This is a genomic window from Enterococcus sp. DIV0294, assembly GCF_050558155.1.
GTDB classification, from domain to species: Bacteria; Bacillota; Bacilli; order Lactobacillales; family Enterococcaceae; genus Enterococcus; species Enterococcus faecalis.
Map to the genome: position 1 here is coordinate 384,707 of NZ_CP187889.1, position 21,059 is coordinate 405,765.

Genomic DNA, 21,059 nt, shown 5'->3' on the forward strand with positions numbered 1-21,059 from the left:
AGGCAAGAGGAAGGAAGAAGAAATATGATGTATCAAGATGTTGTTCGCAGCCGCCGCTCAGTTCGGGATTTTACGCCAGATGTTGAGATTCCTAAAGAGGAATTAATGGCCATAATTGAGGAAGCGATGTTCGCGCCAAATAGTACCAATTTAAATTCATGGCGTTTTTTAATTGTCACAGAAAAAGAACAAAAAGAGGCCCTTTACGAAGTTTCGATGCAACAACCAGCAGTTAAAGGGGCAGCGGCGGTGATTATTTTATTAGGTGATTTGACTGCTTATACAGTGGCCAATGCAGATGAAATCAGTGCTAAAGCTGTCGCACAAGGAACGATGACGGAAGAAATTCGTCAAGGAATTAATGAAAATGTTTCTTGGTACTATGATGTTAGCGAAGAACAAAAAAGAGAGTGGCTAATGTTAGACCAAGGCTTAGTTGCAATGCAGCTGATGCTTTCTGCAAAAGATCGAGGCTATGATACTGTGGCGATGTCTGGTTTTGAAACAGAAGCTGTTCGCAAGTTATTTAATATTGAGGATCATTTAGTGAACGGACTGATTATTCCGATTGGCAAAGCTCAAACACCCGGCTTTGAAACAGTCCGACGAGATGTTTCAGAAGTAGTAACTTGGTCAGACTAAAAAGCTAAACAGTTTTGCAATTGCTGTTTATTAGATTTTGAGCGTGGAACAAACATCCAAAGTGATTGTTGTCCCACGTTCGTTTTTTTGTTGATCATCCGCTTTTGAGAATGGCCAGAGAAGACGTTTAGTGAACCAAGTTTGAAAGAAAGTGATACACTAGAAGAAAAAGAAGTGGGGCGACCTTATGCGTTATGTCATAATGCAGTCACGAGATATTCGTGAAAATTTAGCAACGGAAGATTATCTATTAAACACTCTCTCTTTTGAAGAGCCCTTAGTATTGTTTTATATTCAGGAACCCTGTGTTATTTTAGGCCGAAATCAAAATGCTTATGAAGAAATTGACTTAGCTTATGCTAGAGAGAAGGGAATCGTTATTACTCGCCGTTTATCGGGCGGTGGTGCTGTTTATGATGATCTCGGGAATGTCAGCTTTAGTTTTGTTGTTCAGGAAGGACATCAAGCTTTTGGGGATTTTAAAGCGTTCACTAAACCAATTATTGAAGCATTACACAAAATGGGCGCAACGGGGGCCGAGATTAGCGGTCGCAATGATTTATTAATTGATGGGAAAAAATTTTCTGGCAATGCCATGTATACAAAAAAGGGGAAGATGTATACTCATGGTACCTTGATGTATGATGTTGATTTGGCAGAAGTTCAACGTGTCTTAACTGTTTCTAAGAAAAAAATTGAATCAAAAGGGACAAAATCTGTTCGGGGACGCGTAACCAATTTACGGCCGTACTTAGACGAAAAATATCAACAATTAACCATCGAGGAATTTCGCAATCGTTTACTGATGGAGCTCTTTGATGTCGAATCTCTAACTGAAATTGCGGAGAAAGAATATGTCCTAACCAAAGCAGATCAACAGGAAATTAGGAAATTGGTCGCTGAAGTGTATGGCAATGAAGCTTGGATTTTTGGTGAAGCGCCTAAATTTACGATCAAAAAAGAAGAAAAGTTTAAAGGTGGCATCGTGGATGCACGTTTGACTGTTGAAAAAGGTAAAATAATTGAGTTAACGATTTATGGTGATTATTTTGCCAAAAAAGAGACAACGGAAATCGTTGCAGCTTTATTAGGTGTGGACTATCAGTATTCATCAATTTGGCAAGCATTAGCAGCGTTTAACTTTGAAGACTACTTTGTAAATATCACCAAAGAAGAATTTGTTCATTTATTGGTGGATTAATAAACGTGCTGGGACAAAAGTTAAAGAATCTTTTGTCCCAGCACGTTTATTTAATGATGGTTGGCTCTTGCTAGAAAAATTTTCCATGAACATCCCAATTGCCAGTATCTTTGTCTTTTTTCAATGTTTGCATTCGACGGAAGCCAACAGGATGATCGGATAAGAAGTTACTCAATTTAAGCCAGATGGTATCATCATGTAAATCAATACTGTGAAAGTATTCTTCTAAATCCACACGACTGCCCATGTATTTTCCTGAAAATAAATAAATCATGCTTAAAGCACCTTCTTCTGCGTAGTATAAACCTGCGCGATCAGCGGTATATTCTTGCGTTCTTGTAAAACTTTTATCTAACGCAACTGGTTTCAAAATAATGGATAACATTAGTCGCCATAAATTAGTGTGCCCACATTTATGGTGTCCTAGCTCGTGTGCCAAAATAAAGCGAATCAGCGAAAAATCGCCTGTATTGTACGCGATATCCAACAAATCACTGTGAATGACAACATAGCGTCTGTGTAAAGAGCATTTTGCCGCAAAAGCGTTTAAGACACCATTCCCGTTGATTAAATAAAGACGTGGCATCCTTAATTTTTTAGTGCCAAAGCCCATTTCTTTTGCCAAATCAATATACAAGGAATAAATTTCTGGTAACTGATTTTCTGTAATTTCCACTCCGTTAGAAGCAGTATCCATGTACATATAACGAATGGTAAAAAAAGCAATGACTGGCGCAATTGGTGCAATTAAGACAATTAATAACCAGTCAGGAATCGGCAAATCACTCAATATCAATAAAGCAACTAACCCCAATGCTAAAAACAATAAAACAAAACCAATGATAATCATTGGTACTTCAAAACGATAACGTAACTTAGCAACAGAAATTTCTTTCTTTTTTTCCTGCGGTTGACACATAAACATTCCTCCCAAAACATTTCCCAAACACTTTTTCAAATAAAATGACTTATCTGTTACTTCTAATATACCATTGGTTAATCGATAATGACAATGGTGGGAACTTGAATAAAGGTAATTATATCAAGTGATTAATGAAAGGGACTCGTTGCACGCGGGGAATTGGTCTATCTTGATTAAATAAAATTTTAATAATCTAACTGTTTTAGACGTAATAAAGTAGTTTCTGGAGTTAATTTTTTAATAACATACAAACGCAAAATCGCATGTTCAATTTTTTGTTCTTCTGGCGATAGCTCCGAATTTATATAGGATAACTTCTCGATTAAATAGGTTAAAAATGAGCCAGCACCTTGGCTGCCCACTAAAAAGCCCATTTCTTCCGTTTCGGTTAATTGTTGTTTTTTTAAGTGGTAAATTTCTTGTGCAAGTGCCCCCGAGGCTGAGACAAAAGTGTTTAGCTCCAAGAAATAAGAAGAAATTTTTGAAAGTTGCTTTTTGACTTTCGAGGAATTTCAGCTTATTTCCGAAGGAGCTACTTTTGTTCAGCTGATTATCTTAAAAGTTATAAAAGAGTTTGCTTGTTCAAATTTGTTAGTAAGTCGCTTTTTGTTGCTACTGTAACAGTTTCCATTGCACTCATCCTTTGCTTTTATATGATACATCTAGTATAACATGGTCTCACTTTTTTTTATTTTTCCTCTTGCTCTGGTACGCGTTTCATAAGGTAAGCTATGTGTATCAAAATATTGGAGGGCATGAAAATGAATGTTATAGTGGAGATAAGCGATAGACTTGGTATGGATTACTATTTTGTCTCGGTGACTACGACGGCCAAAAGTCTGCAGTTAAATAGTCCCAAAAAATACTATAAGATTTGGCATCAAGAAATTCCGTACCATCAGATAACGGAGTGGCACTTGACACAGCAGGAGGATATTCAGGAAATTTCTTTTGCTTGGCAGGAGACCTTTTATCGTTTTGTTGATTACGGGACAGGGATTGTGCCTTATTTAACTCAATTTTGTAAAGGAATGAGGTGAAAGTATGACAACAATTCGAGAAATTGCGCGCCTTTCAGGATCTTCAGTTACGACTGTTTCGCGTGTGATTAATCATCATCCGTATGTTTCTGAAGAAAAACGACTGAAAATCCAAGCAATTATCGATGAGTTGGGCTATAAGCCCAATATATTAGCGAGAAATCTTAGCTTTGGGAAAAGTAATACATTAGGTGTCATGGTTCCTTATACGAATCAACCTTATTTTGATGCTATTTTAAGTGGGATTATCCACCAAGCATTTCAACAAGGGATGATGGTCAGTTTATTACCAACGGATTATGATAAAGAAGTTGAAAAAAGTTACTTGGAAAAAATGGCCACGGGTGCGTTTGATGGCATGATTGTTTTGTCAAAGGCAAATCCTTTAAGTGTGTTTGCTCCGTATAAAGAGCAAGTTGTTTTTTGTGAAAAAATAGAAGACCCTAGTTATGCTAGTATCTATATCGATCGTTTAACCGTTTATCGGCGGGTCTTCCAAGCGTTGAAACAACAAGGATGTAGTGAAGTGGCAATTACGATTAACCGTGCACCAGAAAAAAGTACAAGCGCACGCTATTTAGTTGACGCATATCAGGAAATTTATGGAGCGATTCCTGAAAATCGGTTATTTAAGGACTGTTTAACCTATGAAGATGGGTGTGAAGTAGGACGTCACTGTGGGCAAGATCCAACGCTCCAAGCGGTTGTGACCAACGGTGATGAAATTGCCGCAGGGATTCAAGCCGTTATTGAAAGACCACTCTTTTTAGTGGGACAGGAGCAAACTTTATTAAGTGAAATTTTAAATTTTTCAACAATCTGTCATCCATTAATGGAGTTAGGGGAAAAAGCCACACACTTATTTCAAGAAAAACGGCCGAAAACGATTCAATTGACTTCTACATTTATTAATCGACAACCAGATTTTTCTTTTTCTTAGAAAAAAGCTGGTTGTTTTTTCTTTGGTAGAATAAGGTTTTTCACTAAAAAATAAAAAAACTTACAAAAAGTAAGACAAAAAACTTTACTTACTTTTAGTAAGGTAGTATAGTAAGCATGTAAACAAAATTAAATGAATTTACTGAGGAAATTCGAAAGGATGAACATATTATGTCAAAATTTACTGAAATGATGAAAAACCGTCGTTCAATCTATGCTTTAGGAGAAAACTTACCAATTTCAAAAGAAGAAGTAACTGCTTTAGTAAAAGAAGTTGTTAGAGAAAGTCCAACAGCTTTTAACTCTCAAACACAACGCGTTGTGTTCTTATTCGGCGATGCTCACAAAAAATTATGGGCAATGACTGAAGATGCCTTAAAACCATTAACTCCAGCAGAAGCATTTCCAAACACACAAGCTAAATTACAAGGTTTTGCAGCTGGTGCGGGCACAATTTTATTCTTTGAAGATACAGATATCGTGAAAAACTTACAAGATAGCTTCCCATTATATGCGGATAACTTTCCTGTTTGGTCTGAACAAGCAACTGGTTTAACACAAGCGAACGTTTGGACTGCCTTAGCGCAAGAAAATATCGGCGCAAACTTACAACACTACAACCCAGTCATTGACGAAGCGGTTGCTGCAGAATGGTCAATTCCTGCAAACTGGAATTTACGTGCACAAATGGTCATTGGTTCCATTGAAGCGCCAGCTGGCGAAAAAGAATACATGGAAGATAGTGCTCGTTTTAAAGAATTCAACTAAATCATTGCTTTAGTAAAACGAAGAGGAGAGGAGTGAAAGCAAATGGTTCAAGCATTACCAAGTAATATTGGGATTCAACAAGTCACTTTGAAAGTGGCTGATTTAGATAAAATGGTAAACTTTTATACGAAAACAATTGGCTTAAAACTTTTAAAACAAGGAGAGGGACGTGCTTGGCTAGCGCCACAAGGCACCAACGATGCAATTCTTGTTTTAAAAGAACTAACAGCTGGGGAAGAAAATCAGGGTACCACTGGCTTGTACCATATTGCTTTCCTGCTACCAACCCGCAAAGATTTAGGCAATATGTTGCTGTGGCTTTTGCAGGAAAATGTGCAAATTGGCGCAGCAGATCATGGCTATAGTGAAGCCCTTTACTTAAGTGATCCAGAAAATAATGGCATCGAAATTTATTGGGATAAACCAGAAGAAGTCTGGGATATTCGTCCAAATGGTGAAATTATCGGTGTGACAGAAGAATTAGACGGTGATAGTTTAGCTGCAGAAGCTGACGGTCACTGGCTAGGAATTTCCGAAGGTTCTAAAATTGGGCACATTCATTTGAAAGTGGCCGATTTAGATACCACTGAAACGTTCTATAAAAATTTAGGGTTTGGCTTAAAGTCTAACTTTGGTCAACAAGCGAAGTTTTTTGCAGCGGGTCAGTACCATCATCATATTGGGACAAATACATGGAGCGGCAAACAGCTGCCAACGATTCAAGAAAATCAATTTGGCTTAGAAAATTACACCTTCCGTTTACCAACTGCGGCAGATTTAGAGATAGTCCAAGCCAATGCGGAAGAAGCAAAGTTACATTTTATTGCCAAAGATCATTTACTTGCGTTAGAAGATCCTAGCGGCATGATTATTCAATTTACCTATTAAAACCACTCTCAAACTAGCCCTTCGTTAGAAAATGAAGGACTAGTTTTTTTGTCTTTTTTTGCATTGTTTTGCATTTGTTTGCAAAACAATGCAAAAGATGCTATCTTTACTTAGAAGAGGTGAGGAAGCATGTTGATTGAAGAACGTTTAGCCAAGATTCAAAAAATAGTGAATGAACAAAAAAGTATTTCCATGGAAGCGTTAGCGGAGCAAGTCTCCGTTTCAAAAGATACTATTCGGCGAGATTTAATTCGTTTAGAAAAGGAAGGACATTTAAAGAGAACGCATGGTGGCGCTATCTCAGTGCAGTCTGAAGCAACTATTTACGATTATGCTCAACGAATAGTGAAGCATCCAGAGAAAAAACAAGCGATTGCCCAAAAAGTTTGGGCAAATATTCCCAAACAAGCGTCCATTTTTTTTGATTCATCAACCACGGTGGAAGCAGCTATTCGAGCGATGGAAAATAGTCCGATTCACGCGATCACGAACTCTCTCAGTCATGCGCTACTTCTAGCGCAAATGGATCAAACAAAAATTACAGTATTACCTGGGCAACTGCATAAACAACAACTCTTTTTGTTTGGGGCAGAAACAGTCGCTAAGGTTGGGGAATTTGCCCCCGACTATACATTATTAGGTGTGTTTGCGTTATCTGAACAAGGATTATTTATTCACACAGAAGAAGAAGGTCAAGTCAAACGGCGAATGATTCAACAAGGCAAACAAGTCATTGCCTTAGCAGACCAAACGAAATTAAACAAAACGGGTTTATTTAAAATTTGTGAATTAACAGAAATTGATTGTTTAGTGACAGATACACGACCTGATGAAAAATTTTGCGAGCAGTTAGCGCAAGCAGGCGTAACGTTGATTGTCGCAGATGAATAATGGAGGATAATAATGAAGCGAAAAATTAATTATACACATATTGCTGAACCTACTGTTTTTGAGAATGTTTTTCCAACGTATTTGACGAATGAAACGATGATGGCGCGTAAGCAGAAAGTATTACAACGAATGGAAACAGAAAAATTCGATCAATTGGTCTTCTATGCAGACAAAGAGCATGGCAGTAATTTTGAATACTTAACTGGCTTTATTCCAAGGTTTGAAGAAGGACTTCTTGTGTTAAATAAGGATGGTATGGCGACACTTATTTTAGGCAATGAAAATTTAAAACTGTGCCAACATGCACGCATCTCAGCTGATTTAATTCATTATCCAGCTTTTTCACTACCTAATCAACCAATGGCTGGGGAACAAAAGTTGTCGCAGATTTTTGAAACGCTTCTCGATGAAACTGCTCAAAAAATAGGTATCGTTGGTTGGAAAATGTTTACAACACAACAGCAAGAACCTGCTACTATGTTTGATGTGCCACATTTTATTGTCGAAGCACTGAAAAAAGCGCTGCCGAAAGAAGCTCGTTTACTAAATGGGACCCACTTATTGATTGGAGCAAAGGGGGCCCGCACAACAAATAATGCCAACGAATTGGCGCACTATGAATATGGGGCGAATTTGGCTTCTCGCAGTATGTTAAAGGCTTTAAATGCAATTGAAGTAGGACAGCGTGAAACGGACATTGGGGCTTTGTTAAATGATGAAGGTCAAACGCCGACGGTAGTAACCATTGCGGCAACTGGTCAACGTTTTGAATATGCAAACATGTATCCGACTGCCAAAGAAATTCAGTTAGGTGATGCCTTATCATTAACTACAGGCTACAAAGGCGGCTTGTCTAGCCGAACAGGTTTTGTTATTGAAAACGAGCAGCAATTGCCAGAAGCGCAACGTGATTATTTAGAGCGCGTAGCAAAACCCTATTTTCAAGCTGTCGTTCACTGGCTTGAAACCATTCGAATCGGACTATTAGGACGAGAAATGTACCAAGCAATTGAAGAACAGTTACCAAAAGAAATCTATCACTGGCATTTGAATCCTGGGCATTTAGTTTCGGATGATGAATGGATGTCGTCGCCTATTTATCCAGATTCAGCCATTCGCTTGGAAAGTGGCATGCTCTTTCAAGTGGATATTATTCCTTCTGTACCTGGTTATACAGGGGTGAGTGCAGAAGAATGTGTGGCTTTGGCTGATGAAACATTGCAAAAAGAGATTCAGCAAACTTATCCAGACATGTGGCAACGGATTGCGACACGCAAAGCCTATTTAAAGGAGACATTGAAGATTGACTTACCAACGGAGGTTTTACCAATGTCTAATTTAGTTGGTTACTTACGGCCTTTTTATCTAGCTAAAGACAAAGCTTTGTGTGTAGAAAAACCAGCTCCTAAATGAGTAGGCTCCTTTTTTGAGTTTCTTTTGGGCCTTATTTATAATCAATATAGCAAAGGAAGAACACCAGAAGAGAGGCGTGATGGTAAATGCACTATCCTGAACATCTGAAACAAGCAGTTTTAGCTAAAGCGAAAGACTTACCATTAGAAGGTTTTGTGGAAGGGCAAGGTCCGCAACAGCCAAAAGTGATGCTGATTGGGGAAGCCACTGGAAAAGAAGAAATTAAAGAAAACGTACCATTTATAGGGCGTTCAGGTCAATTGTTGATGGAACAATTACAACAAGTTGGCTTAAGTCGTGAAACGGTGTATATCACCAGTGCGGTTAGGAGTCGACCTTTTTCTGTGAAAACGAAGCAGATTGCAAAAACGGGAGAAAGAGTAACCAAATTTCCTAATCGAACGCCAACCAAAGAAGAAATCAAAATTTTTGCGCCTTTGCTTGATTGGGAAATCGCTGTTTGCCAACCTGAACTAATTTTGACACTGGGGAATATTGGGTTGCAACGACTTTTAGGATCAAAGCCAACAATCACTGCAGTGCACGGAACGGTCATTCAGTCGCCCATTCAAACATTTGATGAGCAATCACAAAACTATCATTGGACGCAGAAAACCTATCAAATCATTCCACTCTTCCATCCAGCGGCTGTCTTTTATAATTATCGTTTAAAAGAAGTCGTGAAAGAAGATTGGCAAGTGGTTCAAAAACAACTGCAACTGCTTAAGATAGTTTAAAATGAGAAAAATAGAAGGATGGTTGTTTTTTCGAAGAGAGAATGCTACCCTAGAAGTATCAATAAATAGACAGATTATTTAATCGCTGGGTTGAATAATTGAAGGATTCTGATTTTTGCGTAAGCCTTGAAGCAAAAAGAATGAGTCCTTTTTTTGTTAGAAGGAGATTTGGGTATGGAGCAAACACAGCAAAACCATTTTACTGCGTTGTTTTATAAAAATGTTCTGTTAGGAATTTTAAGTATGGCGGCGCAATCAATTTTTATTTTGGCGGACACATTTTTCATTGCAAATGGGATCGGCACTGAGGCGTTGGCGGGGCTTAACATTGTCTTACCACTCGTTAATATTATTAATGGATTAGGTTGGATGTTTGGGGTTGGCGGCGCTACGTTATTTTCGACCACGGTTGCGCAAAAAGAAATCAAAAAAGCTAATCAGTATTTTAGTTTAACGATTGGGTTAGTTTTCGTTATAGGGAGTCTCTTTACTTTAGCGAGCTTGATTTTTTCCGATCAAATTATTCGGGGACTTCAGGGGACCGGTGTCTTGTTTGGTTTGGCGAAGGAATATTATATGATTTACCTTAGCTGTTCATTATTATTTATTTTAAACAATTGCCTGATTACTTTTTTAAGAAATGACCATAATCCTCGTTTGGCAACGATTGCTTTTGTCAGTGGGGGAATTGTCAATATTATTTTGGATTATGTCTTTATTTATCAATTTGGGTGGGGCATGGCAGGTGCGGCCATTGCAACGGTGATGTCACCGTTAACAAGCTTAATCCTGATTACGTTGCATAAGTGGTCGCCGCAACGAGTTTTGCGTTTTGAAAAGTTTAAAGTGAAATTTCAGGATGTTCGAGAAATTATGTCGATTGGTTTTTCCTCCTTTTTAAATGAATTTTCTTCGGCCTTTGTCATGTTTTTATTTAATATTGTTTTGTTAAACTTAGTTGGTCATGTGGCGATTTCAGCTTATGCGATTGTTGCCAATCTCAATATTATTGTGATTGCCATTTTTACAGGGATTGGGCAAGGGGCGCAACCATTACTCAGCCGATACTATGGTTTAGGGGAAACGAAGGTGTTGCGTAAATTTGTTAAACTTAGCTTTATTACGTACTTGGTCGCCGGCTTCCTGTTCTTTTTAATCAGTCAAGTGTTTACGGGACAAATTATTGAGGTCTTTAATAGCGAAGGGAACGACCAGTTGGCGCAAATTGCTAGGACAGCCATCCGCTTATATGCGATTTCCTTCTTGTTTACAGGATTGAATTTTATGGGGATTTATTACTTTTCGGCAGTTCGTAAACCGAAAATGGCGCTAATGATTTCCTCTTTGCGTGGGTTCTTTTTAATTGTGCCAGTTTTATTTATTTTGGTGAAATTACTAGGATTAACCGGTGTTTGGTTAGCCATGCCAGTAGTTGAATTTGTTACGTTTGGACTAATGCTTGTGGGCTACCTTGCGTATCTAAACTATTTGAAAAAAAGAGAAGCAGTAACCTGATGTTGGTTACTGCTTCTTTTTTGCTTAGTTTACATAGTTTTCAGTTAAAGTCATGAATTGTTCCACATCTTTTAGGACTTGATCAATGCCGGCTTGCCAGAAATCAGGTTTTGTTAAGTCAACATTTAAATGTTTTTTCGCTAATTCTTCGCTTGTCATCGAAGCAGTGTCTCTTAATAACGCAATGTATTGGTCTTCAAAAGAGCTGCCTTGTTGATTGGCATACGCATAGATACCCATGCTGAATAGATAGCCAAAAGTATATGGGAAATTATAGAAAGGCACATCATCAATAAAGAAGTGCAATTTGCTCGCCCAGAAATGAGGATGATAACTGCCAAGACTATCTTTGTAGCTTTCTTTTTGCGCCGCTAACATTAATTCAGTAATATCTTCTTCCGCTACTAAACCTTTTTGGCGCGCTTGATAAAAATTATTTTCAAAGATAAAACGCGCATGAATGTTCATAAACATGGCAATGGCATTTTGCATTTTTGTGTCTAAAAGGTTAATCTTTTCAACATCTGATTTGGCCTCTTTTAAGGTGGCGTCAGCAACAATCAATTCTGCAAAGGTACTAGCTGTTTCTGCTACGTTCATGGCATACTCTCGATTCAATGAAGGTAAATCCCACATCACGCTACTATGGAAAGCGTGACCTAATTCATGGGCTAAAGTAGCTACTTCGTTGATTGAATTGCCAAAGGTCATGAAAATCCGCGACTCTTGTGTTTCAGGTAATTCTGTACAATACCCCCCAGGACGTTTGCCTGGACGATCTTCAGCTTCAATCCAACTTTTTTCAAAAGCCATTTGGGCAAAATCGGCCATTTTCGGACTGAATTTACGGAAATTTTCTAAAATAAAGGCAGCGGCTTGATCAAAGGAATACGTTTTTTCTTCTAAATCACCTAAAATAATTGGTGCATCTTGGTCTTGCCAATCCATTTTTTCTTTACCGAATAATTGCGCTTTGCGCGTTAGAAAGTCGACGAATGGTTGTTTATTTTTTTGGATGGTTTCCCACATAACCGTTAATGTTTCTTGACTCATTCGATTATAGTTTAAGGGATTTTCTAAATAATCTGTAGTGCCATGCAATTTGTAATCAGATAAACGGAACCCATCCAAGTGATTTAGGGTGTCTGCTAAAATTGAAGCTTTGCCACTCCAAGCTTTCTCCCAGGCTGTAAACAAACGTTGACGAACCTCTTTGTCAGGATCTCCCATCATGCGGTTAAAGGCTTGGCCTGCAGATAGTTCTGTCACAGAGCCATCTTTTTCTTCAAAAGGAATCACAATGGAAGCAACAATCGTATCGTAATGTGTACTCCAAGCATTTAACCCATCTAGAGAAAGCGTATTGATGATATTTTCTTCTTGTTCGGAAAGCAGTTTTTTTCCATCACGTCGTAATTCATTTAAGCGAAAAGCCATTGTTTTAAACGGTTCTTCGGCTAACAGGTCTTGCCAATGTTCTGCTGAAATCTCGGTGATTTTTTTAGTAAAAATGGTTTCAGCTAATTGAATCGCTGGCAACAGATTGTATAAATCGCCTGATAAAATTTTGGCCTTGGTATCATTAGTATTAGCAGAAATTAAAGCAGTTAAAAAACTATTACATTGTGAAAAGCCATTTGAGATTTTCCCTTGTAACGTTAAGATTTCAGCAAATTGTTCTTTGCCTTGGGCACTTTCTGGTGTCCATTTTGTGATTAATTGATGGTACTCTTTTGTCTGTTCGGTTAATTGAGTCATTCGTTGGCTAAGTTCTGTGGACTCGCTCCCATTGGGGAAAATACTGTCTAAATCCCATGTAATAGAATAGGTCATATCCAATCCTTCTTTCATTTTTTTCTTTTCAGTATATCATAAGACCTAAGAGAAGTTGTTTCTTTTTCCCTCGAAACCGACTATAATAAAAAAGAATTTTCCGTGGCAGTCACGGGGCAACTTGAAACCAAGAAAAGAGGATTATATGAAAAATTATTTGAAAGACAGTAATTTATATTTAGTCATTGCGTTTGTTATTATGGCCATTTTATTTTTCAGTTCATCACAGACGTATGAACAGCAATCACAAGTTGGTCTTTTAGATAAACTTCTGAGCAGTCATCCTTTTGAAGAACAATTAAAAAATATTTCTTTTCAATATGCTGGCAGTGAAGTGAGCATTCAAGCTAGTGGTTATAGTAAATTTGTTGAATTTTTTATTCGTAAGGGAGCCCATTTTGGTACGTATTTTCTATTAGGTGGTAGTTGGTTTATTGGATTAGTGCCAAGAATCAAAGGCCTGTTTTTAACAGCTGTTGTTTCCTGGCTAGCTGCTACTGGCTATGCAGGTTTAGATGAATTTCATCAAATGATCACAGGCGGAAGGACCCCTCTTTTTCAAGATGTTATGTTGGATGCCATGGGTGCTTTGACAGCCATCGTTATTTGTTTGGTGGTTCATGGTTTGAAGAAAAATAAAAAAAGAAGACGCTAATTTAGAAGAGCTTCGTTTATTCGTCAGAACGGTGGGTAAGCGAGGGTCTTTTTTTGGTAGCGCTTGTTCCTAACTGAAAAGAAGAGTAGAATAAAGGAGAATAGTAACGAAAAGTCAGGAGGAATCAAGGATGTCAGGACACAGCAAATGGAGCAACATTCAAGGGCGTAAAAATGCGCAAGATGCCAAACGTGGGAAAATTTTCCAAAAAGTTTCAAGGGAAATCTATATGGCGGCAAAAGCAGGTGGCCCTGACCCCGCAATGAATCCTGCTTTACGTTTAGCAGTCGATAAAGCTAAGTCAGCCAATATGCCCAATGATAATATTGCTCGCGCCATAAAAAAAGCCAGTAGTGCTGGTGAAGGGGAACATTATGACGAGGTAACTTATGAAGGATACGGGCCAGGTGGCGTGGCAGTTTTAGTTCATGCACTAACAGATAACCGCAACCGAACGGCCACCAATGTTCGCGTCGCGTTTACTCGAAATGGTGGCTCTTTAGGTGAAACGGGTTCGGTGAATTATATGTTTGATCGTAAAGGCTATATTGTCATTAAGAGAGAAGATCATGCAATTGAGGAAGACGACATGCTAGAAGTCGTTTTGGAAGCAGGCGGCGAGGATTTAGAAACATCACCAGAAGTATTTGAAATTTACACAGCACCAGAAGATTTTACAGCGGTTCGCGATGCTTTAGAACAAGCAGGTTATTCATTAGCACAAGCTGAATTAACAATGGTTCCGCAAACCTTACTAACCTTGAACGAGGAACAAAAAGCGCAATTAGAGCGCTTGGTTGACAAGTTAGAAGACGATGATGATGTGTCAGAAGTATTTACCTCTGCAGAAAATCTATAAAATAAAGGGATGCTTGGCGTCCTTTTATTCATAAAATGAAAGCGGATACAGAATGGAGGGCATTTTGAAAAAGAGAATTTGTTTACAAGCAATCAGGGAAGAAGCGGAAGCATATTATCGTAACGGTGATTTTTATTGCTCGGAAGCGATTGTGGCGACCATTCGGCAACACTTCGATGCGGAGATTCCCATTGAAGCTGTGGCCATGGCTTCTGGGTTTCCTGTAGGTGTTGGAGGAGCGAAGTGTATTTGTGGTGCTCTTTCAGGCGGGGTTATGTGTCTGGGCTACTTTTTTGGTCGGACAGAAGCCAAAGGAGAACAAGTAAATAAAACGATGGCTTTAGCCAACGAATTGCATCAAAGTTTTCGACAAAAGCATCGAGTGGTTTGCTGCAGTATTTTGACAAGTAAAATGACGATGGGTTCACCTGAGCATATGGAACAATGCATTGGCTTTACTGGAGAAATCGCTGAAATAACCGCAAAAATTATTGCACGAGAACTTGCTTACGAATTAGTCTAGTAAAAAATGAGAGAGGAGCAACCAGATTCATTCACCTGAATCTGGTTGCTCCTCTCTCATTTAATGCGTAATCAATTAACCAAGTACTTTTTCATAAGCTTCCACTTGAGATAAGACACGTTGGAGCTGTAATTCATTTTCAATATAGTTGATTGAATTACCTAAATCTTCTTGGCGGTTTGTTTCTAAACGATCGACTTCTTTTTTTGCTTCGTTCAATAAGTGTAGAACTTCTTCCTTAGATAACATGTACTCACCTCCTTGCGCAGTTCATCTACTATTAGTGTACTCCTTTTTTTCAAAAAAGGGCAATAATAGGATATTAAAAAACAAAAATAGCGGTCCTAACCGCTATTTTTGTTTACTCATGGCGTTGTTGTGCTAAAATCGCTTCGATTCGTTCTCTTTGATCTGCCAAAAAGTGAGGCAAATAAAGGGGGATTTCATCAAAGTTTGAGCTTTGATTTTCATAGGCTTCGGCATCTAGCAGGCCTTTTTGTGTGGCTACTTCAAATAACAAGTGGTTCGGTTCTCTAAAATACAATGATTTGAAAAATTCGCGGTCTTTAATTCCTGAGTTTGTAAAATTCTTTTCCTCTAACAGGCTATCAACTTGCGTTAATTCTTGCGTATCTTCCACCCCAAAGGCGACGTGATGAACGCCACCAATTCCTTCAATGGCAAGCGGATTGGTACGGTCATCAATGATATGCACCTCTTGATAAAACTGTGGATGATGATTTTCCAGAACGGTTACTTCATGTGCAGTTTCAAAAAAAGGTACTGTTTCTTTTTCATGCCAATGTAAATAATCCACTAAAGGTTGTTTGGTAGCTGCGGCATATTGGACGCGTAATTGAATTGCATCAATGCCTAAAATTGCATGTTCTACTGGAATTTCAGCATGCTCAGCTGGAAAATAATCTTCCGCATTTTCAAATTCACGTAACGGAACAAGCGCCATTTGCGTATTATCGGGCGCTTCAAAACGCAAAATTGGGTGTTGGTTAAATGTTTCCACACCATAGTGGCAGATACCCGCTTGCTCAAGACGTTCTGCCCAAAAATCCAAAGAGGCGCGCGTTGGTACTTTTAAAATAGTTCGTTCAATCGTATTTGTCCCAAAGGATTGATCTTGGCCATCATTCAATTCAAAAAAAGTTAATTCGGTACCTGTTCGTTGCTCATTATCTGAGAAAAATAAGTGATACATGGTGTGATCATCTTGGTTGATCGTTTTCATTAGTAATTTTAATCCCAGTGTATTATGATAGAAGTCAAATGTAGGCTTTATCAATCGATTTAAAATAGAGATATGATGAATTTGTGCATACATAGTAAAATTCCTTTCTTGGAGGTTTATTAAATGAAACAATTTTTTCAAAAAGGGTCGAAACCTAATCAATTAGTTGTCGCTTTCCATGGTACTGGTGGCAATGAATATCAATTATTAACCACCATCGCAACCCTTTATCCAGAAGCGAGTGTTCTAAGTTACTTAGGGACAGAAGGTGTAGGCGAACAGCGACGCTTTTTTGCGCCATTAGTCAATGGAGCATTACCTCGTGCTAACTTTGATGAGCGAGTGACGGCGTTTCTAGAAGAAGTTTGGCAACCGCAAAAGTTATACGATGAAGTTATTTTTATAGGGTACTCTAACGGTGCCAATTTTATTTTAGGCCTGTTAGAAAAGAACCCGACTATTGCTAACACTGTTATTTTACTGCATCCAAGCAATTTAGGCTATCAATATGTATCTGGTGAGTTTGCGACAAAAGTGATTGTCACAACAGGGGCTCAGGATGAGTTGAGTATTCCGGGACAAGTTCTTTCTTTAGCTAACCAATTAAAGAAACATTTTCCAGTCGACTTTTTACTAGTGGATGGCGGTCATGGCTTATCAGAAGAAGAAGTAACGAAAATAAAAGAAGTTCTTTAAAAAACAAGCTGCAACTTTGCTGATAAGTGGTTGCAGCTTGTTTTTTCATGTGTGTTTAAATAATTTAGTTCTTTTTATTAATGAAAGCTTCCGCAAGGGCAAAGTCTCCTGCGTAAGGTTCATCTACGCCATTTACTTTTTGATAAAGGTCGGCACCTTTACCAGCTAAGACAATCGCATCATCAGCCGTTGTGCTTAAAGATAATGCGTGAGCAATTGCTTCGCCACGATCTAAAACGGTGTAAACAGGCATTTCTTTGGTAATATGGGCTTGGATTTCTTGGCAAATTTTTGCTGGATCTTCACTGGCTGGGTCATCGGTTGTTAGGACTGCAACATCAGCCAATTCAGAAAGAACCCTACCAAAGTCTTTGCGGCGAGAAATCGCTTTGTCTCCCGTACTACCGACAAGAACAATTAAGCGGCCGTCAGGATGTTCTTCACGGACAAAGGTTAAAAGATTCTTCAAACTGTCATAGTTATGAGCGTAATCAACATAGACGGTTGCACCGTTGGTATTCGTTAAAGATTCCATCCGGCCAGGGACGGTGGTTGCTGCGATCCCTTGTTGACACTCTTCTTTTGAAGCTCCCACAAGGACACTAGCGATCGCCGCGCTTAACGCATTACCTTTGTTAAAATCACCACCTAAACGAAGGTGATAAGAGCCGGCCAATCCTAACGCATCTGCAGGACTTTCAACGATAAAACGTAAGGAATCATCTGAAGAAACAGCGAATGAATAGTCAACTTCTGAAGCTGGCTGACTGCCATAGACAATGGCAGGGACTTTTTGCTGTTGTGCGGTTTCTTTAAGTAATGGAAAATAATCAGCTTCGTGATTCAACACAATGACTTTAGAATGTGTAATCAATTGACGTTTGCAATAAAAGTAATCGTCAAAGGTTGGATGTTCAATTGGACTGATATGGTCGGGGGTAATGTTTAAAAAAATGCCGACATCAAAAAATAACTTGTAGACACGATTAGTTTTGTAGGCTTGGGAAGAAACTTCCATAATAAAATGAGTCATCCCGTTAGCAACAGCGGTTGCCATCATTCGATACAAGTCCAAAGATTCGGGTGTAGTCAAGGCAGATTTAAAGAATGTTTTGCCATCTAATGTCGAATTCATGGTAGAAAGCAAGGCTGTTTTTTGTTGTGTAGCAACATCTAAAATATATTTGGTGAAATAAGCCGCTGTTGTTTTACCCTTGGTTCCAGTAAAGCCAATCAGTTTTAATTTATTTTGTGGATAATCATAAAAAGCCATGCTTAACACAGCCATTGCTTTTTTAATGTCAGTCACGATAATTCCTAGTTGCGCCGGAACCTCATAAGGCACCTCAGAAACATAGATTTCTAGGCCGTCTTTTACAGCATTTTCTAAATAGATTTCTTTAAAGTTTAATCCTTTACAAAAAAAGAGTGTTTCTGCTGTTACGTCTCTCGAATCGTAAGAAAGAGCCGTTACTTCTCGTTGACCTAACGTGTCGGAAAGGGTCAAGTGCCAGCCTTCTGGTGAAATAAATTCTTTTAATAAATCTTCTTTTTCTAAGCAATCGCGAATTGCGAATAATGAAATCGTCACTTTTTTTGCCTCCAAACGTTTCAACGAAATTTCAAAACTGATGTCATTATAGCATTATTTTTCTTTTAAAAAAACCATCTCGTTAGCGTGAGAAAATCCATGAGAAATGTTAAAATAGGATAATTCTTCGAGAAAGTCGTTGCATATCCCAAGATGAACAATTAAAATAAAGAAAGCATACTCAAAGAATATTGGAGGACAAAATGATCAATCAACCAAATTCAGTTGATCAACCAATCCTGACGAACCAAGAAAAAATGGTCAAAGGCTCAGCTTGGATGACAGCTAGTAATATTATCTCCCGCATGTTAGGGGCGATTTACATCATCCCCTGGTACGCTTGGATGGGCGAGCACGGAAACGAAGCGAACAGTTTGTTTTCAATGGGGTATACGATTTATGCCTTATTCCTAATGATCTCTACCGCCGGAATTCCAGGTGCGATTGCCAAGCAGACCTCGCATTATAATTCATTGAACGAATATAAAATTAGTCGACAGCTTTTTTATCGTGCCTTACAACTAATGGGTGGCTTAGGTGTGGTTTTTGCTATTGTGATGTATTTGGCATCTCCGGCATTAGCAGCTTTGTCTGGCGGAGGACCTGAATTAGTTCCAACAATGCGTTCATTAAGTTTAGCCGTTTTAGTTTTCCCAAGCATGAGTGTCATTCGCGGTTATTTCCAAGGAAATCAAGAAATGATGCCCTTTGCTTTATCACAAATTGTTGAACAAGTAGCACGAGTTTTTTACATGTTATTAACTGCTTTTATTATCATGAAAGTCTTTGAAGGTAATTACGTTACAGCGGTGACCCAAGCCACTTTTGCGGCATTTATTGGGATGCTCGCAAGTTTTGCGGTTTTAGGTTATTACATGTACAAACAAAAACCATTATTTGATTATTTAGAAGAACACAGCGCCAATGAACATGAAATTGCTCCAAAAGAGTTATTGATTGAAACTTTTAAAGAGGCGATTCCTTTTATCGTAGTCGGCTCAGGAGTGACTGTCTTTAAACTTGTCGATCAGTTTACTTTCTCAAACTTTATGCGTTTGTTTACGGATTATTCAGATACCCAATTACGAGAGCTTTTCGGTATTTTTAATGCCAATCCGGACAAATTAACCATGATTGTCGTGGCTTTAGCGACTTCGATTTCGGCTACTGGATTACCGTTAATTACAGAAGCGGTCACCTTAAAAAATCACCGTGAATTAGCGCGTTTGATTAGTAATAATTTACAACTTTTTGTGTTTGTAATGTTGCCAGCAACGTTCGGTATGATTGTTTTAGCGCAACCACTATACACTGTTTTTTACATGCCAGATGCTTTAGGTACTTCTTTATTAGTGCAAGCTTGTTACGCTAGTTTATTCTTGGGCTTGTATATGTTAGTGTCAAATATGTTGATGGGGATGTATGAAAATCGTGATGCAATGCGTTATTTAGGAATTGGTTTAGCAGTGAAATTAATCGTGCAATTCCCCGCAATCCGTTTATTTGAAGTTTACGGTCCGTTATTAGCAACGATGATTGGCTTTACGGTTTCTTGCGTATTGATTCTAAGAAGAATTCGTCAAGTGACACGTTTTAATTACAAATTAACCTTACGGCGAACATTGTTAATGTTCTGTATTACAGTCATCATGATGATTATCGCTTTGATTTTCCGTCAGTTCTTGTATCTATTTTTAGATCCAACTAGACGTTTCCAAGCCTTCATTATCGTTGTAATTGTGGCTGCTGCAGGAGGCGCTTTTTATGGCTATTCGGTCTTGAAGATTCGCTTAGCTGATCGTTTATTAGGGAAAAATGCCGCAAAATTACGTGCAAAATTCAATATTAAATAATAGCTGATTGAACTCCTTTCAGCAGATTCTCTTAAGAGACAAGGCTTGAGACATCGATCGATTCGATTTATGTCCCAAGCTATTTTTTTAAAGGAAAGAGGAATGACGATGCGTTTAGATAAATTTTTAGCCGATGTTGGTATCGGTAGTCGTAAAGAAATCAAACAATTGTTAAAGAAAAAAGTCGTTACGGTGAATGGTGACGTCGTAAAAGAAGCCAAAACACAAGTAAATGAAGAAACAGATCAAATTGCCTTGATGGGAGAAATTCTTACGTATCAGAAATTCTTTTATTACATGTTGCATAAACCACAAGGTGTCATTTCTGCGACGGAAGATCAGCGAGATGAAACGGTAATTGACTTGTTAACTGATCAGGATTACCGTGCCGACTTGTTCCCAGTTGGTCGCTTGGATAAAGATACCGAAGGCTTGCTTCTATTAACAAATGATGGCCAGTTAGCGCATCAATTATTATCACCCAAAAAGCATGTGGATAAAGAATATTTAGCTGAAGTTGAAGGACTTGTGACAGCGGAAGATTGTCAACTGTTTGCGCAAGGATTTGCCTTGAAAGATGGAGAAATGGTTAAACCAAGTCGTTTAGTCATTGAGACGATCAATGAGGAAGAAGGGACTTCCGTAGTCCGTTTAGTGATTCAAGAGGGGAAATTCCATCAAGTCAAACGGATGTTAGCCACTGTAGGCAAACCTGTGACGTATTTAAAACGATTACGAATGGGCGAACTATGGTTGGATGAAACGTTAGAACTAGGGGGATATCGGCCCTTAACAGAAGCCGAATTGCAACAACTACAACCTAAACAATCATACCTCAATTAAAATAAAC

Annotated in this window: 22 protein-coding genes; 16 read left to right on the forward strand and 6 right to left on the reverse strand. The window is 38.5% G+C overall.

The window, feature by feature from the left end:
* Positions 1 to 24 precede the first annotated feature (24 nt).
* Positions 25 to 642 (forward strand): nitroreductase family protein, encoded by a 618-nt coding sequence (locus IGJ20_RS01975; protein ID WP_172759308.1) that lies wholly within the window; start codon positions 25 to 27, stop codon positions 640 to 642.
* Between the two features lie 187 nt (positions 643 to 829).
* The gene (locus tag IGJ20_RS01980) at positions 830 to 1,843 is read left to right on the forward strand and encodes a lipoate--protein ligase (protein ID WP_002371455.1); all 1,014 of its coding nucleotides are present in this window, start codon (positions 830 to 832) and stop codon (positions 1,841 to 1,843) included.
* Positions 1,844 to 1,913: 70 nt separating this feature from the next.
* On the opposite strand, the gene IGJ20_RS01985 is transcribed toward IGJ20_RS01980, so the two are convergent.
* Both IGJ20_RS01985 and IGJ20_RS01990 read right to left on the reverse strand, forming a co-directional pair.
* Positions 1,914 to 2,768: a M48 family metallopeptidase gene (locus IGJ20_RS01985; RefSeq protein WP_202522320.1), complete on the reverse strand. Its 855-nt coding sequence runs from the start codon at positions 2,766 to 2,768 to the stop codon at positions 1,914 to 1,916.
* Between the two features lie 182 nt (positions 2,769 to 2,950).
* Positions 2,951 to 3,229, reverse strand: coding sequence for a hypothetical protein (locus tag IGJ20_RS01990; RefSeq protein ID WP_010819744.1), 279 nt, complete (start codon positions 3,227 to 3,229; stop codon positions 2,951 to 2,953).
* 291 nt (positions 3,230 to 3,520) lie between these two features.
* Here IGJ20_RS01990 and IGJ20_RS01995 point away from each other — a divergent pair, with 291 nt between their 5' ends.
* From IGJ20_RS01995 to IGJ20_RS02030, 8 genes are all read left to right on the forward strand, one after another.
* Complete coding sequence (locus tag IGJ20_RS01995; protein ID WP_025190152.1) at positions 3,521 to 3,805, forward strand: hypothetical protein; 285 nt, start codon at positions 3,521 to 3,523, stop codon at positions 3,803 to 3,805.
* 4 nt (positions 3,806 to 3,809) lie between these two features.
* On the forward strand, positions 3,810 to 4,745 hold the full coding sequence (locus IGJ20_RS02000) for a LacI family DNA-binding transcriptional regulator (protein WP_002361227.1): 936 nt from the start codon (positions 3,810 to 3,812) through the stop codon (positions 4,743 to 4,745).
* Positions 4,746 to 4,915: 170 nt separating this feature from the next.
* A complete protein-coding gene (locus IGJ20_RS02005; protein WP_002355475.1) occupies positions 4,916 to 5,512 on the forward strand; it encodes a nitroreductase family protein in 597 nt (198 codons plus the stop codon).
* Between the two features lie 42 nt (positions 5,513 to 5,554).
* Positions 5,555 to 6,400: a VOC family protein gene (locus tag IGJ20_RS02010; RefSeq protein ID WP_002355476.1), complete on the forward strand. Its 846-nt coding sequence runs from the start codon at positions 5,555 to 5,557 to the stop codon at positions 6,398 to 6,400.
* A 129-nt stretch (positions 6,401 to 6,529) separates the two neighbouring features.
* The gene (locus IGJ20_RS02015) at positions 6,530 to 7,291 is read left to right on the forward strand and encodes a DeoR/GlpR family DNA-binding transcription regulator (RefSeq protein WP_002371456.1); all 762 of its coding nucleotides are present in this window, start codon (positions 6,530 to 6,532) and stop codon (positions 7,289 to 7,291) included.
* A 12-nt stretch (positions 7,292 to 7,303) separates the two neighbouring features.
* Entirely contained in the window at positions 7,304 to 8,704 is a 1,401-nt protein-coding gene (locus IGJ20_RS02020) for a M24 family metallopeptidase (protein ID WP_086317638.1), read from the forward strand.
* An 86-nt stretch (positions 8,705 to 8,790) separates the two neighbouring features.
* Entirely contained in the window at positions 8,791 to 9,441 is a 651-nt protein-coding gene (locus IGJ20_RS02025) for a uracil-DNA glycosylase (RefSeq protein WP_430605249.1), read from the forward strand.
* 174 nt (positions 9,442 to 9,615) lie between these two features.
* On the forward strand, positions 9,616 to 10,956 hold the full coding sequence (locus tag IGJ20_RS02030) for an MATE family efflux transporter (protein ID WP_202522322.1): 1,341 nt from the start codon (positions 9,616 to 9,618) through the stop codon (positions 10,954 to 10,956).
* Positions 10,957 to 10,980: 24 nt separating this feature from the next.
* Here IGJ20_RS02030 and IGJ20_RS02035 read toward each other — a convergent pair whose 3' ends face one another.
* Positions 10,981 to 12,807: a M3 family oligoendopeptidase gene (locus tag IGJ20_RS02035; RefSeq protein ID WP_025190153.1), complete on the reverse strand. Its 1,827-nt coding sequence runs from the start codon at positions 12,805 to 12,807 to the stop codon at positions 10,981 to 10,983.
* A 127-nt stretch (positions 12,808 to 12,934) separates the two neighbouring features.
* On the opposite strand from IGJ20_RS02035, the gene IGJ20_RS02040 reads away from it, so the two are divergent.
* The 3 genes from IGJ20_RS02040 (at position 12,935) to IGJ20_RS02050 (ending at position 14,826) form a co-directional block, all read left to right on the forward strand.
* Positions 12,935 to 13,444, forward strand: coding sequence for a VanZ family protein (locus IGJ20_RS02040; protein ID WP_002366143.1), 510 nt, complete (start codon positions 12,935 to 12,937; stop codon positions 13,442 to 13,444).
* 130 nt (positions 13,445 to 13,574) lie between these two features.
* A complete protein-coding gene (locus IGJ20_RS02045; protein WP_010821401.1) occupies positions 13,575 to 14,303 on the forward strand; it encodes a YebC/PmpR family DNA-binding transcriptional regulator in 729 nt (242 codons plus the stop codon).
* Positions 14,304 to 14,355: 52 nt separating this feature from the next.
* Complete coding sequence (locus IGJ20_RS02050) at positions 14,356 to 14,826, forward strand: C-GCAxxG-C-C family protein (RefSeq protein ID WP_015543873.1); 471 nt, start codon at positions 14,356 to 14,358, stop codon at positions 14,824 to 14,826.
* A 75-nt stretch (positions 14,827 to 14,901) separates the two neighbouring features.
* Here the strand turns inward: IGJ20_RS02050 and IGJ20_RS02055 are convergent, their stop codons facing one another.
* The gene (locus tag IGJ20_RS02055) at positions 14,902 to 15,075 is read right to left on the reverse strand and encodes a hypothetical protein (protein ID WP_002355495.1); all 174 of its coding nucleotides are present in this window, start codon (positions 15,073 to 15,075) and stop codon (positions 14,902 to 14,904) included.
* 112 nt (positions 15,076 to 15,187) lie between these two features.
* The gene (locus IGJ20_RS02060) at positions 15,188 to 16,162 is read right to left on the reverse strand and encodes a ring-cleaving dioxygenase (protein WP_002361234.1); all 975 of its coding nucleotides are present in this window, start codon (positions 16,160 to 16,162) and stop codon (positions 15,188 to 15,190) included.
* A gap of 30 nt (positions 16,163 to 16,192) precedes the next feature.
* Here IGJ20_RS02060 and IGJ20_RS02065 point away from each other — a divergent pair, with 30 nt between their 5' ends.
* On the forward strand, positions 16,193 to 16,765 hold the full coding sequence (locus tag IGJ20_RS02065) for an alpha/beta hydrolase (RefSeq protein WP_002358653.1): 573 nt from the start codon (positions 16,193 to 16,195) through the stop codon (positions 16,763 to 16,765).
* 64 nt (positions 16,766 to 16,829) lie between these two features.
* Here the strand turns inward: IGJ20_RS02065 and IGJ20_RS02070 are convergent, their stop codons facing one another.
* Positions 16,830 to 18,356 (reverse strand): UDP-N-acetylmuramoyl-L-alanyl-D-glutamate--L-lysine ligase, encoded by a 1,527-nt coding sequence (locus IGJ20_RS02070; protein WP_002363136.1) that lies wholly within the window; start codon positions 18,354 to 18,356, stop codon positions 16,830 to 16,832.
* A 203-nt stretch (positions 18,357 to 18,559) separates the two neighbouring features.
* Here IGJ20_RS02070 and IGJ20_RS02075 point away from each other — a divergent pair, with 203 nt between their 5' ends.
* Both IGJ20_RS02075 and IGJ20_RS02080 read left to right on the forward strand, forming a co-directional pair.
* Positions 18,560 to 20,209, forward strand: a complete 1,650-nt coding sequence (locus tag IGJ20_RS02075; RefSeq protein WP_002364837.1) for a putative polysaccharide biosynthesis protein — start codon at positions 18,560 to 18,562, stop codon at positions 20,207 to 20,209.
* Positions 20,210 to 20,317: 108 nt separating this feature from the next.
* The gene (locus tag IGJ20_RS02080; protein WP_002378008.1) at positions 20,318 to 21,052 is read left to right on the forward strand and encodes a pseudouridine synthase; all 735 of its coding nucleotides are present in this window, start codon (positions 20,318 to 20,320) and stop codon (positions 21,050 to 21,052) included.
* The last annotated feature ends 7 nt before the right edge of the window (positions 21,053 to 21,059 follow it).